Source organism: Conyzicola nivalis (assembly GCF_040548875.1).
In the GTDB taxonomy this organism is placed as follows: domain Bacteria; phylum Actinomycetota; class Actinomycetes; order Actinomycetales; family Microbacteriaceae; genus Conyzicola; species Conyzicola nivalis_A.
Map to the genome: position 1 here is coordinate 22638 of NZ_JBEPSJ010000004.1, position 14827 is coordinate 37464.

General features: G+C 68.7%; 13 protein-coding genes. 2 read left to right on the top strand and 11 right to left on the bottom strand.

Going from position 1 to position 14827, the window contains the following annotated elements; translation table 11 throughout:
- Window positions 1–2: 2 nt before the first annotated feature.
- The 3 genes from ABIE21_RS14605 to ABIE21_RS14615 are packed head-to-tail and all read right to left on the bottom strand — an operon-like array spanning window position 3 to window position 5394.
- Entirely contained in the window at window positions 3–1877 is a 1875-nt protein-coding gene (locus tag ABIE21_RS14605) for a YhgE/Pip family protein (RefSeq protein WP_354025577.1), read from the bottom strand.
- On the bottom strand, window positions 1874–4783 hold the full coding sequence (locus ABIE21_RS14610) for an MMPL family transporter (protein WP_354025578.1): 2910 nt from the start codon (window positions 4781–4783) through the stop codon (window positions 1874–1876). The genes ABIE21_RS14605 and ABIE21_RS14610 overlap by 4 nt, the downstream gene beginning before the upstream one ends.
- A gap of 2 nt (window positions 4784–4785) precedes the next feature.
- Entirely contained in the window at window positions 4786–5394 is a 609-nt protein-coding gene (locus ABIE21_RS14615; RefSeq protein ID WP_354025579.1) for a TetR/AcrR family transcriptional regulator, read from the bottom strand.
- A 138-nt stretch (window positions 5395–5532) separates the two neighbouring features.
- On the opposite strand from ABIE21_RS14615, the gene ABIE21_RS14620 reads away from it, so the two are divergent.
- Both ABIE21_RS14620 and ABIE21_RS14625 read left to right on the top strand, forming a co-directional pair.
- Window positions 5533–5724, top strand: coding sequence for a hypothetical protein (locus ABIE21_RS14620; protein WP_354025580.1), 192 nt, complete (start codon window positions 5533–5535; stop codon window positions 5722–5724).
- A gap of 3 nt (window positions 5725–5727) precedes the next feature.
- Window positions 5728–6216, top strand: a complete 489-nt coding sequence (locus tag ABIE21_RS14625) for a hypothetical protein (RefSeq protein ID WP_354025581.1) — start codon at window positions 5728–5730, stop codon at window positions 6214–6216.
- Window positions 6217–6238: 22 nt separating this feature from the next.
- Here ABIE21_RS14625 and ABIE21_RS14630 read toward each other — a convergent pair whose 3' ends face one another.
- The 8 genes from ABIE21_RS14630 to ABIE21_RS14665 form a co-directional block, all read right to left on the bottom strand.
- The gene (locus ABIE21_RS14630; protein ID WP_354025582.1) at window positions 6239–7177 is read right to left on the bottom strand and encodes a carbohydrate ABC transporter permease; all 939 of its coding nucleotides are present in this window, start codon (window positions 7175–7177) and stop codon (window positions 6239–6241) included.
- On the bottom strand, window positions 7174–8115 hold the full coding sequence (locus ABIE21_RS14635; RefSeq protein ID WP_354025583.1) for a carbohydrate ABC transporter permease: 942 nt from the start codon (window positions 8113–8115) through the stop codon (window positions 7174–7176). The genes ABIE21_RS14630 and ABIE21_RS14635 overlap by 4 nt, the downstream gene beginning before the upstream one ends.
- 4 nt (window positions 8116–8119) lie before the next feature.
- Window positions 8120–9499, bottom strand: coding sequence for an ABC transporter substrate-binding protein (locus ABIE21_RS14640; RefSeq protein WP_354025584.1), 1380 nt, complete (start codon window positions 9497–9499; stop codon window positions 8120–8122).
- 179 nt (window positions 9500–9678) lie between these two features.
- Complete coding sequence (locus ABIE21_RS14645) at window positions 9679–10443, bottom strand: FadR/GntR family transcriptional regulator (protein WP_354025585.1); 765 nt, start codon at window positions 10441–10443, stop codon at window positions 9679–9681.
- A 2-nt stretch (window positions 10444–10445) separates the two neighbouring features.
- Window positions 10446–11234: a 3-oxoacyl-ACP reductase gene (locus ABIE21_RS14650; protein ID WP_354025586.1), complete on the bottom strand. Its 789-nt coding sequence runs from the start codon at window positions 11232–11234 to the stop codon at window positions 10446–10448.
- 9 nt (window positions 11235–11243) lie between these two features.
- On the bottom strand, window positions 11244–12605 hold the full coding sequence (locus ABIE21_RS14655; RefSeq protein WP_354025587.1) for an aldehyde dehydrogenase family protein: 1362 nt from the start codon (window positions 12603–12605) through the stop codon (window positions 11244–11246).
- Window positions 12602–13360, bottom strand: coding sequence for a gamma-glutamyl-gamma-aminobutyrate hydrolase family protein (locus tag ABIE21_RS14660; protein ID WP_354025881.1), 759 nt, complete (start codon window positions 13358–13360; stop codon window positions 12602–12604). Before ABIE21_RS14660 ends, ABIE21_RS14655 begins: the two co-directional genes overlap by 4 nt.
- Before the next feature lie 37 nt (window positions 13361–13397).
- Window positions 13398–14777, bottom strand: a complete 1380-nt coding sequence (locus ABIE21_RS14665) for a glutamine synthetase family protein (protein ID WP_354025588.1) — start codon at window positions 14775–14777, stop codon at window positions 13398–13400.
- Between the last annotated feature and the right edge of the window lie 50 nt (window positions 14778–14827).

Genomic DNA, 14827 nt, shown 5'->3' on the forward strand with positions numbered 1-14827 from the left:
CGCTACGCCGCGAGCGGCGTCAGACCGAGCCGCTTCGCCGACCGCGACCGCCTGATCGCGGCGAGGGCGAGGATGGCGCTGAGAATTCCGAACCCGGCGAGCACCGCCACCGCGGTGAGCACGGGCGCGACGCTGCCGCCGGCGATGATGCCCTGCATGCCCGACACCGCGTAGGTGAGCGGCAGGAACGGGCTGATCGCCTGGAACGGCTCGGACAGCACCTCGATCGGGTAGATGCCGCCCGTCGCGGTGAGCTGGATCGCGAGCAGGAACAGCGAGATCACGAGTCCCGCCCGCCCGAACGCGGTGGTGAGCAGGTAGTGGAAGGCGGTGAACGACACCGCCGTGAGCAGCGAGAACAGCAGCGTCGCCGGCAGCAGGTTCCAGCCGACGCCGATCGAGATGTGCATCAGCAGCACCAGCAGCACTGCCTGCGCGCCGGTCACTATGCTGGCCCGCGCGAGGGAGGCGAACACGAGGCGGCCGTCGACCGCCGTCGAGGCCAGAGCGCGCCTCGAGAGAGGACGCAGGACGAGGAACACGGCGAGCGCCCCGATCCACAGCCCGATCGGAACGAGGAAGGTCGCGATGACCTGGCCGATGTCGGTGACGGCGTTGGCGGTGGTGACCGACAGGGTGACCGGGTCGGCGGCGACCTCCGCGGTCGCGGCCGCGTCTTCGTCCTGGGTCGGCACCTGGGCGGCGCCGTCTGCGAGTCCGGTGGAGAGCGTGCCGGCTCCCGTCGCGAGCTGGGTCGCGCCGTCGGCGATTCCGGATGCCCCGGTTGCCAGGCCGGTCGCGCCGGTCGCGAGGCCGTTGACCCCGGTCACGAGGGCCGGGCCGGCGGAGGCGAGCCTGGCGGCTCCCGAGGCGCTCTGCCCGATTCCCGACTGGAGGCCGGTGATCGCGCCCGCAGTCTGCTGGCTGAGGGCGGGACCCGCGGCGGCGGCTCCCGCGAGCTGGTCGGTGATCGTCTGCAGCGCAGCGCGCTGCTCGGCGGGGATCAGGAGGTTCGCCTGGATCCCCGCGTTCACCTGGGACAGGCCTCCGGAGAGCTGCCCGACTCCCCCGGTGTACGCGGCGACCCCCGAACTCAGCTGCGATAGACCGGCGGCGCCGGAGTTCAGCTGCGCCAGCCCAGAGCTCAGCGAGGAGACGCCGGAGGTGTAGGTCTTCAGTCCAGCACCGAGCTGCGAGGCTCCGCCGGCGAGCTGCGTGGCGCCGCTGCCGAGCTGGGTGGCGCCGTCGGCGATTCCCGTCGCGCCGGTGCCGAGCTCCGCTGCCCCGGCCGATGCCGTCGACAGCGCTGTGCCGACCCCGCCGAGCCCGGAGTACAGGCCGCTGATGTACTGCGAGGTGATCTGCTTGCCGAACGTTCCGACCATGGTCTGGCCGACGACCTGCAGAACGGAGCCGGTGAGGTAGCTGTGCGCGTCGTCGGTCTGGATGGTCAGGTTCGACTTCACCGGCTGGTCGCTCTGGATCGAGAGCACGGAGGTGGAGAAGTCCTCCGGCACGGTGAGGATCGCGTAGACCTCGCCCGCGGCGAGCGCCGCCTCGGCGTCGTCGGCGTTGGTGATCGTCCAGTCGAAGCCCTGGGAGTCGCTTCCGGTGAGCTCGGTCACGAGTTGGCGTCCGGCGAAGACGTTCTGCTCCGAGCCATCCGGTGCCGTCGTCGTGACGAGGGAGTCCTCGTTGACGATCGCGGCGGGGATGCGGTCGATCGACGTGTCCGACTGGGAGAGCGCCCCGACGAAGAGGCCGACGAAGGCGAGAGGCACGAGCACGACGGCGCCGAGGGCTCCCCAGCGCACCCAGCGTTTGCGGGCGGCGACCGGGTTGCCGTGGTGGACTCCGGGCAGGCTGTGCTGGCTCATCGGAGAGCCCCCTTCTTGCTCACGCTGTAGAGATCGATCTCGATCAGGGTTCTGTCGTCGACGTCGCGTCGCACCGCCGATCGCGGCGGCTGCGGCGTGCCGAGCATCACCGTCGTCGTCGCCGGCGCGAGGTGGCGGATGGCGGTCACGAAGGCGCTCTCCTCCTCGGCCGAGGCGAAGGAGTCGAGCTGGTCGAGCATCACGACGGGGGTGCGTTCGGCCAGCGCGAGGGCGGCGAGGGCAACGGCCCGCTCGAGCTGCGGCAGTTCGACGAGCGTGCTGCCGGGGCGCACGGCCACGGTCTCGCGCGTCGACGAGGCCGCGAGCACCGCGTTCACGCGGTCGAGCCAGCGGTCGGCCCGTCTCGAGGTGGTGAACGCGCGGTACCAGGGCTGGGTCATCTCGATGCGCTCGGTGAGCAGCTCGCCGATCGTCACCGACGAGTCGGACGGGTCGACGCCGCCCACGTCGGCGAGCGCGACCAGCCGGGAGACCTGGGTCGCCTCGGAGGGCAGCGGATGCCCCGCCACCTGCGAGCGTCCGCCGGTCGCGGCGAGGCGGCCGGCGAGCGTCGCGGCGACGAGCCTGCGGTCGATCGGGTCTCCGCTGACGATGGCGACCGCACCGGCGGGAATCGCGAGCGAGAGCGGCCCGACCGAGCTGTCGGCCGTGCCGGTGACGAGGTCTTCGGCGCTGACGGCGAGTCCCTGCTGGCCCTCGGCCCACACCACCGCGTCGCGGTGCTCGCGCAGCTGCTCGCCCTCGATGTCGACGTTGGGCAGGAGTCGTCCGAGCCATCGCGGCATCCACCAGGCGGCCCGTCCGAGCAGTGTCATCACGGCGGGCACGAGGGTGAGCCGCACGAGGAACGCGTCGAAGGTGATGCCCGCCGCGAGCCCGAGGGCGATCGGTTTGATGGCGCCCGACCCCTCCGGCACGAACGCGAAGAAGACGAAGAACATGATGAGGGCGGCCGCGACCACCACCCTGGCCGCGTTCGCGAAGCCGTGTTCGACGGCGAACCGCGCGTTGCCGGTCTTCACGAACTCCTCGCGCATGCCGGAGACGAGGAAGACCTCGTAGTCCATCGCGAGGCCGAACAGCACGGCCATCAGCAGGATCGGCAGGAAGCTCAGGATCGGCCCGGCCTTCTCGACGTGCAGCAGTTCGGAGAACCAACCCCACTGGAAGATGGCGACGACGACGCCGAACGACGCCACGACCGAGAGAAGGAATCCGAGGGCCGCCTTGATCGGCACGAGCACCGAGCGGAAGACCATCATGAGCAGGATGATCGAGAGTCCGACGACGACGGTCCCGAACGGGATGAGCGCGTTGGTGAGGCGGTTGGAGATGTCGATGCCGATGGCGGTGGCGCCGGTGACGGCGATCGGGGTGTCGAACTCGTCCTCGATGTCGCCCGCCATCGCACGGATGTTCTCGACGAGCTCCTTCGTCTCGACCGAGTCGGGCGCGCTCTCGGGGGTCACCTGGATGATCGCCGTGTCGAGCCCCTCGTCGGGGAACCCCTGCGCGACGTAGGCGACGTCGTCGAGGTCGCGGATCCTGTCGCCGATCGCATCCAGGTCTTCGACGATGTCGACGGTCTGGGTGATGTCGACCTCTACGACGAGCACGCTGTTGAAGCCCGGGCCGAAGCCCTCGCTCACGAGGTCGTAGGCCTGGCGCTGCGTCGACGCGGCGGGCTCGGACCCGTTGTCGGGCAGGTTGAGGTCGAGGCTGAGCGCCGGGATGGCGAGCGTGCCGAGGATCGCGACGACGCCGACGAGCGCCACCCAGGGGGCCTTCATCACGAGCTTCACCCAGCGCAGGCCCATGGTGGGCTTCGCGTCGGCGGCGGGGACGGCGCGGCGGTAGGCGCGCGAACCGGGCTTGGGGATGAGCCGCCCCTTCGCGAGCCCGAGCATGGCCGGCAGCAGGGTGACGGCGATCGCGATCGCGACGAGCACCGCGAACGCGGCGCCGACGCCCATGACGCTGAGGAACGGGATGCCGACCACCAGCAGGCCGAGCAGGGCGATGATGACCGTGACACCGGCGAAGACGACCGCGCTGCCCGCGGTGCCGACGGCGATGGCGGCGGACTCCTCCGGGTCCTCCCCCGCGGCGAGCTGGTTGCGGTGCCGGGAGAGGATGAACAGGGCGTAGTCGATGCCGACGGCGAGGCCGATCATGAGGGCGAGGAGGGGCGCGGTGCTGCCCACGGTGGCGAACGCCGAGTAGGCGCTGATTCCGCCGATGGCGACACCGACCCCGATGAGGGCGCTGATGAGCGGCATCCCCGCCGCGACGAGGGAGCCGAAGGTGATGAAGAGCACCACTCCGGCGAAGAGCACTCCGAACACCTCCGTCACCGTCACGCCGAAGGTGTTGTCCTGGAACACCTGACCGCCGAACTCGACGACCATTCCGGCGTCGCGGCCGATCTGCGCGGTGTCTTGCAGGTCGGTGAGAGTCTTCTCCGTGACATCCGTCGACGCCCCGTCGAACTGCACCTTGATGATCGCCATCGACTCGTCGTCGGAGACCGCCTTGCCTGCGTACTCGTTGAACGGGCTGATGACCGTGTTGATGCCGTCGACCTTCTCGATCGCCGCCGCCGTGTCCTCGATGGCCGCCTCGTAGTCGGCGTCGTCGACGGATGCGCCCTCCGGCGCCTCCATCACCACCTGCGCGCTGGCACCGGCCACGGAGGGGAACACCGACTCGAGTCGGTCGAGGGCGTTCTGCGACTCCGTGCCCGGGATGTTGAACGACTCGCTGGTCTGGCCGCCGAGCGCGACGCTGCCGCCGAGGATGCCCAGCAGCACGATGGCCCAGACCCCGATGACCCGCCAGGCGTGACGGTAGGAGAACCGTCCGAGACGATAGAGAAGGGTGGCCATGATTACTCCTGCGTGCTGGGTGTGCTGTGTGCTTTGGGCGTGGAGAGCGTCAGCGGTGCGAGGAGCTCCGTGACGATGACGACGAGGGCGGCCCTGACCTCGTCGACGGGAGGCTCGGCGATCGACGTCGAGACGTCTTCGCCGAATTTGTTCCTGCTGCTCAGAATGAAGGCGGCGCCTCCCAGCGCCATGCCGAAGCGCATGACCCCCTCGGTGGAGGTCGTCGCCGACGAGAAATAGTCGGCGAGGCGGCCGACGAGGGCGTTCGCCCTGTCGATCACCGGCACGTCTTCGAGCGACTGGCCGTGGTTCAGGAAGAGGTTCACCTCGAGGCGGCTCTCGAGCAGGAAGTCGACGAACTCGACGATGAACGCGTCGCGTCGCGCGGCGCTGAACGGGGCGCCCTTGGTGCGGTCGAGGATGCCCTGCATCCGTTCGATCGCCGGGGCGAGCCCCTCGTCGAGCAGGGCCTCCTTCGAGGCGAAGTGGTAGAGCACGCTCGACTTGGAGACGCCGGCGATCTCCGCGATGCGTTGGAGCGAGGTGCCGATGTAGCCGGAGTTGGAGAACTCGGTGAGCGCGATGAGCCGCAGCTCTTCTCTGGTCGACATGCATCCGACGATATCTGACCGATCGGTCAGCTCCTGTCCGATCGGTCAGTTTGCCAGCGAATTTGCAGGATTTGCCGACCACCGGGTTGTCGGGCGAGCGCCAACCGGTAGCGTTGAGTACCGGACCAGAGGAGACCCATGCGTAAATTCATCTTCAACGGAGCGATCGTCAGCGCCATCTTCGGCGGTCTCGGCGTGCTGCAGACCACTCGCAAGGGCCCGCGCGACTGGAGGCTGATCCTCATGTGGGTCAGCTGGGGCGCTTCGCTCGCGATCGCGATCGGCACCGTGATCGAACAAGCCAACGACGCCAACGAGATCGAGGAGTAGACCATGAACTACGAAGGAAACGACTGGGGCTATTTCGGCTTCGTGCACGTGGTCGGACTGATCGCCTACGGCGTCTTCGCCCTGCTGGCACTCGCGGTCGTCACCGGCCTCGTCATCCTGCTGGTGCGATTCCTGCTCATCGGAACGAAGGCCGCGCAGCTCTACGTGGCCAAGAACTCGCCCACGAAGACGGCGTCTCCCGTGACCGGGCCCGCGACCTCCGGATCGACCGAGCCCTCCTCGCGCCCGACGCCGCCGACCACCACCCCGACGGGGTCGTCCGACGCAGCGTCGCCTGCCCAGGCACCGTCGCCGGTCGATGCGGCTATCGGCCGCGCGAAGTCGCCCGACACGTCGAGCACTGACACGTCGAGCGCCTCCACGTCGAGCACCACGACCCAGCTGCCGACCTCGGTGCCCGTCGCTCCGAAGAGCGCCGCGAAGAAGCCGGCGACTCCGCGCACCCCCAAGACGCCGCCGCCCACCGTCTAGCGTTCCCGGTGCGGAGGGCTCCTCAGCCCTTCGTCCCGGTGGTGGCGATGCCGTCGACGAACTGTTTCTGCCCGATGAAGAACAGAATGATCATCGGCACGGTGGTGATGACGCTCGCCGTGACGATGATCTCCCAGTGGTATTCGCCGCCGAAACCGAACTGGTCGAGCAGGGACTTCAGGCCGCGCGGAACCGTGAAGGTGTCGCTGTCGCGCAGATAGATCAGCGGCCGCATGAGGTCGGTCCATGACGCCTGCAGCTCGAACAGCAACGTCACCGCGAGCGCCGGCCGACACAACGGCAGAGCGACCCGGGTGAAGATGCGCCAGTTGTTCGCGCCGTCGATCCTCGCCGCCTCGAACAGCTCGCGCGGCAGCCCGAGGAAGAACTGCCGCAGCAGGAAGATGTAGAACGCGCTGCCGAACAGGTTCTGCGCCCACAGCGGGGTGAGAGTGCCGGTCGCGCCGAGACCGTTCCAGATGAGGAACGTCGGGATCATGGTCACCGCGCCAGGCAGCATCATCGTGCCGATCACGAGCGCGAACAGCGCGCCGCGTCCGCGGAAACGGAAGTAGGCGAAGCCCCAGGCGACCATGGCGCTCGACGCGGTCACCGTCACCGCGGCGAGAATGGTGACGATCGCCGAGTTGATCAGCCACACGCCGATCGGCGCCTCCTGCCAGATGGTGAGGTAGTTCTCGAAAGTGAAGTTCTTCGGGATCAGCAGATTGTCGAACACGTCGCTGCGCGGCTTGAACGACGCGCTCACCAGCCACACGAACGGGTACGTGAACACCACGGCGCACCCCGCGAGCACGACGTAGAGCACCACCCGTGCGATGCGGGAACGTGTGGTGCGCCTGCGCGGAGGGACGACTCTAGGGGCCTCGGCGGTCTCGGCGGCGGCGAGCGGGGCCGCGGCGCGAGCCGCGGCATCCGTCGGATCCAGTGTGGAGGTCATCGCTGGTCTCCCTCGTAGTAGACGAGCCGTCTCGAGACGACGAACTGCACCACGGTGAAGATCGTGATCACGAGGAACAGCAGCCACGCCATCGCCGAGGCATAGCCCATGTTCAGGAACTCGAAGCCCTGCTGGAACAGGTAGATCACGAAGAACAGTGCGGCGTCGTTGCTGTACGTGGTGTTGCCCGAGCCGAAGAACGCCGTGTACGCCTCGGTGAACATCTGGAACCCGGCGATCGTGTTGATGATCACCAGGAAGAAGATGGTCGAGCTGATCATCGGCACGGTGATGCGTGTGGTCTGCTGCCAGAGGTTGGCCCCGTCGATGCGGGCCGACTCGTACAGCTCGACCGGCACGTTCTTCAGCGCCGCCAGCAGGATGACGATCGACGAACCCATCGCCCACAGGCTGATCAGCACGAGACCCGGCTTCACCCAGAACGGGTCGGTGGTCCAATAGGGCGCCGGCAGGCCGATCGCCCGCAGCATCTTGTTGATGAGGCCGTCCTGCCCGTTGAACAGCAGCAGGAAGAGCACGCCGACGGCCACGGCCGGTGTCATCTTCGGAAGGAAGAAGACAGTGCGGAAGAAGCCGGACGCTCGCGCCGCCCGCAGCAGGAGCATCGCGAGGGCGAGCGCCACGATGATGTGAGCGGGAACCGAGAGGATCGTGTAGATCAGCGTGTTCGTGAGCGACAGCGCGATGCGCGGGTCCTCGAACATGGTCACGTAGTTCTCGAGACCGACGAAGTTCGGGTCGTTGATGACGTCGTAGTCGGTGAACGAGAGGTAGCCGCTGTAGATCACGGGCCACACGGTGAAGATGAGGAACCCGAGAATCCACGGGCTGATGAACAGCAGCGCCGCCACCGTCTCGCGCCGGTTGGAGAGCCGGCGGCGTGCGCTGAGCTGGGCGGCGGATACGACTGTGCTCACCGGCCTACTCCTCGAACTTCGCCCAGGCCTCGTCGAGGGCGTCCTGTGCTTCGTCCTGGGCCTTGTCGAGGGCCTCCTGCGCGGTCGCATCGCCCGTCAACACCTCGTTCGCGGCATCCTGCCAGGCCTTCTTGAACTCGGCGTCCGCGGGGTTCGCGGGAAGGCTGAAGGTGTTCTCGTTGGCGAGGTAGGTGGCCTCGACCGCGCTGTCCCACTGCGCGCTACCGCTTGACGTGACGAGCTCCTGGATCGCGGCGTCGGCGTCTTCGTTGCCGGTGAGCAGGCCCGTGAACGGCTTGCCCTCCTCGGCGCGCAGGTCGACCCGGGCGTTGGCGGCCTCCATCCAGGTGTCGGTCGCGGTCATCGCCTTGGCGAACCGGCAGGACGCGGCGGCGGTCTCGCTGCCCGCGGGGATCGCCCAGGCTGAGCCACTGGCGAAGGCGAGCGGCTCGCCCTCGGGGGTCCGGAAGGTGTCGAAGCTGATCGTGGCGTCGGGCGACACGTCGTTGAGCACGTTGACGTACCACTGCTCCATCCACATCGAGCCGAGCTCGTTCGACGCGTACTGGTTCTCGGCGCCGAAGAAGTCCGCCGAGTCGCGGAACGCCTTGATCGGGGCGAAACCGCCCTGCACGTTGTACACGTTCACCGCGAAGTCGAGAGCCTCCACCGCCTTCGGGTCGTTGAGGTTGGCGGTGCGCCCGTCGTCGGAGACGAGGTCGGCCCCGTTCGCCTTCGCCCAGAGCGGGAAGAACTCGGGCATCTTCGAGTCGACCCCGATCACAGAGATCTCGTCGCCGCTGCCCTGCAGGAGCGCCGTCGCGGCAGCGGTGACCTTGGCCCAGTCCGACCCGTTGACGCTGTCGATGCCCAACCCGGCCGCCTGCAGCAGCGAGGTGTTCGCCATGGTGAGCTGCACGACGTTGAACTCGGGGATTCCGTAGATCTTGCCGTCGAGGGTGACCTGCTCGAGGGCTGAGTCGACGAACTGGTCGGTGTCGATGCCCTCGCCGTCGATGCACCGCTCGAGCGGCAGGATCGCCCCGCGTGCCGCGAGCGAGCCGATCTGGTCGCGGTTCGCGTAGATGAGCTCTGGCGGGTCGCCCGCCGCGATGGAGGAGAGCAGCTGCTGGATGTCGAGGTCGCCCTCGACGAGCTTCACGCTGACATCGTCGCCGAGCGCCTCCTCCGCCACATCGACCCGGGTGGTGGCGATCTCGTCGCCCGCACCGAAGCCGAGCACGTTGATGGTTCCCGACAGCTCGGCGTCGGGGTCGTAGTCGACGTCATCGTCGTTCTGACCCCCCGTTCCCGTGGCACACGAGGTCAGCACGAGGGCGCCGGCGACGGCGATAATCGGCCAGCGCAGAGTGGACTTTTTCACACGGGTCTCCTCATTTTGGGCGCAGTCGTGCGCCGAGACGTAGCCTCGACCCACGGCGGTGGGAAACGAAGTAAGCCGACGGTACGCCGCGCGCGACGGCGAGACTCACCCCCTGTACGGGTGACAAGTCGTCTGGTAGAAGCGCTTCTACGACAGACGCGTCTACGAGAGAGAGGCGTCTACGAGAGGAAGGCTCGCAGCAGCACAGCCGAGCCCTCGAGGTGCTCGCTCATCGCGGCCGCGGCGTCGTCGCGGCTGCCGCGGAGAATCGCCGCGACGATGGTCTCGTGCTGCTCGTTGGAGTGCGCGATGTTGAGCGGCAGCAGCGGGATGTGGTCGAGCAACTCGTTGAGCCGCGTGCGGTTGTCGGCCATGAGCGTGACGAGCGTCGGTGTGCCGACGAGCTGGCCGATCGTGAGGTGCAGGCGCGAGTCGAGGCGGCGGTAGTCGTCGACCGAGGCGGCGGATGTCTCGGTGAGCCGTTGCCACAGCGTGTCACGGTCGGCTGCCGAGAGGCTGCGCCCCGCGGCGGCGCGTGCCGCCCCCACCTCGAGGATCTCGCGGAGGCCAAGCACGTCGTCGATCTCCGCCATCGACGGCGAGGCCGCCTGGGGCTCCCCCGTTCCCTCGACGGGCAGGCGGTCGCTCACGAACGTGCCGCCGTACCGGCCGCGGCGCGCGACGAGGTACCCGGCGTCGGCGAGCGACCGGATGGCGTCGCGCACGGTGTCGCGGCTCACCGAGAAGCGCGCGGCGAGGTCGCGTTCGGCGGGGAGCGCCCCTCCCGGCTCCACGATGCCGAGCCGCACGGCCTGCAGCAGCCGCGCGACCGTGTCTTCGAAGGCGTTGCCGTTGCGCACCGGCCGGAAGACCACCTCGTCGGCGAGACTCGGCGGCTCGAGGGCTCCGCCCCCGGAACCCGTCACCGCCGAAGCATCCGTCATTCTTACAAGGGTGTCACATAGGCGGAGCTGATCCCGCCGTCGACGAGGAAGGTCGACGCGGTGATGAAGCTCGCGTCGTCGCTGGCGAGGAAGGCGACGGCGGCCGCGAGCTCCTCCGCCTCGGCGAAGCGGCCGACCGGTATGTGCACGAGGCGGCGCTGGGCGCGCTCCTGGTCCTTGGCGAACAGCTCCTGCAGCAGCGGGGTGTTGACCGGGCCGGGGCACAGCGCGTTGACCCTGATGCCTTGGCGTGCGAACTGCACGCCGAGCTCCTTGGTCATGGCGAGCACACCGCCCTTCGACGCCGTGTACGAGATCTGGCTGGTGGCGCTGCCCATCACGGCCACGAAACTCGCGGTGTTGATGATCGAACCGCGCTGCTGCGCGACCATGTGGCGCAGCGCCGCCCGCGAGCACAGGTAGACGCTCTTGAGGTTGACGTCCTGCACGCGGTCCCAGGCCGGCAGCTCGGTCGTCTCGATCGAGTCGTCGTCGGGGGGCGAGATCCCGGCGTTGTTGAACGCGATGTCGACCGAGCCGTAGGTCGCCGCCGCCGTGTCGAACAGGTTGTCGACCTGCGCCTGGTCGGTCACGTCGACCCGCACGAACAGCCCGCCCACCTCGATCGCGGCGGCCTCGCCGGTCTCGGCGTTGAAGTCGCCGATCACGACGGTCGCCCCCTCCGCGGCGAAGCGCCGGGCGGTGGCGAGGCCGATTCCGGATGCTCCCCCGGTGATCACGGCCACCTTGCCCGCGAGTCGCTGGGTGAGGTCGATCTTGGTTATTGCCATTCGGTGCTCCTAGTCGGTACTGATGAAGACGTTCTTGGTCTCGGTGAACGCGGCAGCGGCATCCGGGCCCAGCTCCCTGCCCAGTCCGCTCTGTTTGAAGCCGCCGAACGGCGTCGAGTAGCGCACCGACGAGTGCGAGTTCACCGAGAGGTTGCCACTCTCGATGCCACGCGAGACGCGCAGGGCACGCCCGATGTCGCGCGTCCAGATCGAGCCGCTGAGCCCGTAGACGCTGTCGTTGGCGAGGGCGATCGCGTCGGCCTCGTCGTCGAAGGGCAGCACGCTGACGACCGGGCCGAAGATCTCGTCGGTGACGACTCGGTCGGTGCGCGACCCCGGCAGCAGCACCGTCGGCGGAAACCAGAATCCGGGGCCGGTCGGCGCGCTGCCACGGAAGGCGACCTGATCGTCGTTCGGCACGTAGGAGGCGACCTTGTCGAAGTGGGCCCTGGCGACCAGCGGGCCCATCTCGGTGTCGGCGTCGGCGACATCTCCGACCCTGACGCCGCGCACGGCGGGCTCGAGCAGTTCCATGAACCGGTCGAAGACGCTGCGCTCGACGAGGATGCGGCTGCGCGCGCAGCAGTCCTGGCCCGCGTTCTCGAACACCGCGTACGGCGCTGTCGCCGCCGCCTTCTCCAGGTCGGAGTCGGCGAAGACCACGTTGGCGCTCTTGCCGCCCAGCTCGAGGGTGACCGCCTTCACCTGGTGGGCGCATCCGGCCATGACCTTCTTGCCGGTGGCGGTCGACCCGGTGAAGACCACCTTGCGCACGTTCTCGTTGGTGACGAAGCGATCGCCGACGACGGAGCCTCGGCCGGGCAGCGTCTGGAACAGCCCGTCGGGCAGCCCCGCCTCGAGGGCGAGCCCGGCGAGGCGGATCGCGGTGAGAGGAGTCCACTCGGCGGGCTTCAGCACGACCGCGTTGCCCGCGGCGAGCGCAGGGGCGAACCCCCACGCCGCGATCGTCATCGGAAAGTTCCACGGCACGATGACGCCGACCACGCCGAGCGGTTCGAGGAAGGTGACGTCGATGCCGCCCGCCACCGGGATGGTCTTGCCGATCATCCGCTCGGGCGCGGCGGAGTAGTAGGTGAGAACGTCGCGCACGTGGCCCGCCTCCCAGCGCGCCTGGGCGATCGGATGCCCCGAATTGGTCGATTCGAGAAGCGCGAGCTCCTCGATCGCGCCGTCGACCGCGGCGGCGAACCTGCGCAGGCCCGCGGCGCGCTCGGCCGGCGGCAGCGCGGCCCAGGCCCTCTGCGCGGAGACCGCGTGCAGGATCGCGTCGTCGACCTCGGCGAGGGTGGTGTGCGCGAGCGTCTGGATGACGGTCTCGTCCGACGGGTTGACGAGGGTGATGGACGTCATCTTCGGTACTCCCTAGCTGCCTCGACCAGCCCGGCGAACAGCCGAAGGTCGTCGGCGTTCTCCTCCGGGTGCCACTGCACGGCGACGCCGAACGGCACCGAGTCGACCTCGACGGCCTGGATCGTGCCGTCGTCGCTGCGGGCGCTCACGGTGAGGCCCGGCGCGACCTCGTCGATCGCCTGGTGGTGGTAGGAGTGCACGGCGAGCGCCTCGGCGTCGTCGAGCAGCTCGCCCGCCTTGGTGCCCGCGTGCACCTCGACGGCGTTCTCGGTGAACTTGCCGTAGCCCGCGTTGTACCGGGTCGACCCGATCACGTCGGGCAGGTGCTGATGCAGTGTGCCTCCGAGCGACACGTTGAGCACCTGCAGTCCGCGGCAGATGCCGAGGAAGGGCAGCTCGCGGTCGATCGCGGCGGTGAGCAGAGCATCCTCCCAGGCGTCGCGGTCGCGGCGAGGGACATCCGTCGTCGCATGCGGCTCCTGGCCGTAGCGCGCGGGGTCGACGTCTTTTCCGCCCGTGATGATGAGGCCGTCGAGTCCGTCGAGCACGCGGTTCGCGATGCTCTCGTCGACGGGCTGCGGCGGCAGGAGCACGGCGATCCCGCCGGCGCGGGTGACCGCCTCGAAGTACACCTTCGGCAGGAAGGCGGCAGGTACGTCCCACACCCCGGTCTGCGCCTGCTCGAGGTAGGTGGTGAGGCCGATCAGCGGCGCGCTGGAGCTATGGTGATCGCGCCAGCGATCACGCGACGCCAGCGCCGACGGAGCCTGCGACGTCGGTTCTTCCGTGTGCTCAGAAGCGTTCAAAGCCGCGCACCCGCTCCCAGTCGGTGACCGCGGCGTCGTAGGCAGCCTGTTCCACGCGGGCGTTGTTGAGGTAGTGGGCGACGACCTCCGGCCCGAAGGCCTCGGCCGCGATGGCCGAGTCGCCGAACAGCTGCGCCGCGTCGCGGAGGGAGGTGGGAACGCGGGGCGCATCCGACCCGTAGGCGTTGCCCTCGAGCATCGGTTCCAGCTCGAGCTCGTTCTCGATGCCGTAGATGCCGCCGGCGATGAGCGCCGCGGTCGCGAGGTACTGGTTCACGTCGCCGCCCGGCACGCGGTTCTCGACGCGCAGTCCCTGTCCGTGCCCGACGACGCGCAGCGCGCACGTGCGGTTGTCGAGCCCCCACGCGACGGCGGTCGGCGCGAAGCTGCCCTCGACGAACCGCTTGTACGAGTTGATGTTGGGGGCGAAGAACAGGCTGAAGTCGCGGGTGGTGGCGATCAGCCCGGCGAGCCAGTGCTCCATGAGCTTGGAGAAGCCGTGCGCGCCGTCGCCGGCCATGACCGGGGTGCCGTCGTCGGCCCGCACGCTCAGATGGATGTGGCAGCTGTTGCCCTCGCGCTCGTTGAACTTCGCCATGAACGTGAGCGACTTGCCGTGCTTGTCGGCGATCTCCTTCGCCCCGTTCTTGTAGATGGAGTGGTTGTCGCAGGTCGCCAGCGCGTGCGCGTAGCGGAAGCCGATCTCCTGCTGGCCGAGATTGCACTCGCCCTTCACCCCCTCGCAGTAGAGCCCCGCTCCGTCCATGCCGTTGCGGATGTCGCGCAGCAGCGGCTCCATCCGCGTGGAGGCGAGGATCGCGTAGTCGATGTTGTAGTCCGAGGCGGGAGTGAGACCCGTGTATCCCTTCGCGAACGCCGAGCGGTAGCTGTCGTCGAAGACGATGAACTCGAGCTCGGTGGCGGAGTACGGCACGAGGCCGTGCCCGGCGAGGCGTGCGATCTGCGCCTTGAGGATCTCGCGCGGCGACTGCACGACGGGCTCCTCGTCGAGCCAGGTCAGGTCGGCCATCACCAGCGCGGTCGCCTCGAGCCACGGCACGACGCGCAGCGTGTTCATGTCGGGCATCATCGCCATGTCGCCGTAGCCCTTCGACCACGACGAGATCGTGTAGCCGTCGACGGTGTTCATCTCGACGTCGACCGCGAGCAGGTAGTTGCAGCACTCGGCGCCGTGCTCGGCGAACTCCTCGAGGAAGAGCCTCGCCGACGCGCGCTTGCCCACGAGGCGGCCCTGCATGTCGGTGAACCCGATGATCACCGTGTCGATCTGCTTCTGCGCGACCAGCTCGGTCAGCTGCTCGATGGTGAGATTGCCCGAAACAGGGGTGCTGGGAAGCGTGGTCATGGCAGCCGATCTGATCGTGGTGAGACTCTGGGTGTCGCTGACCCGACCAT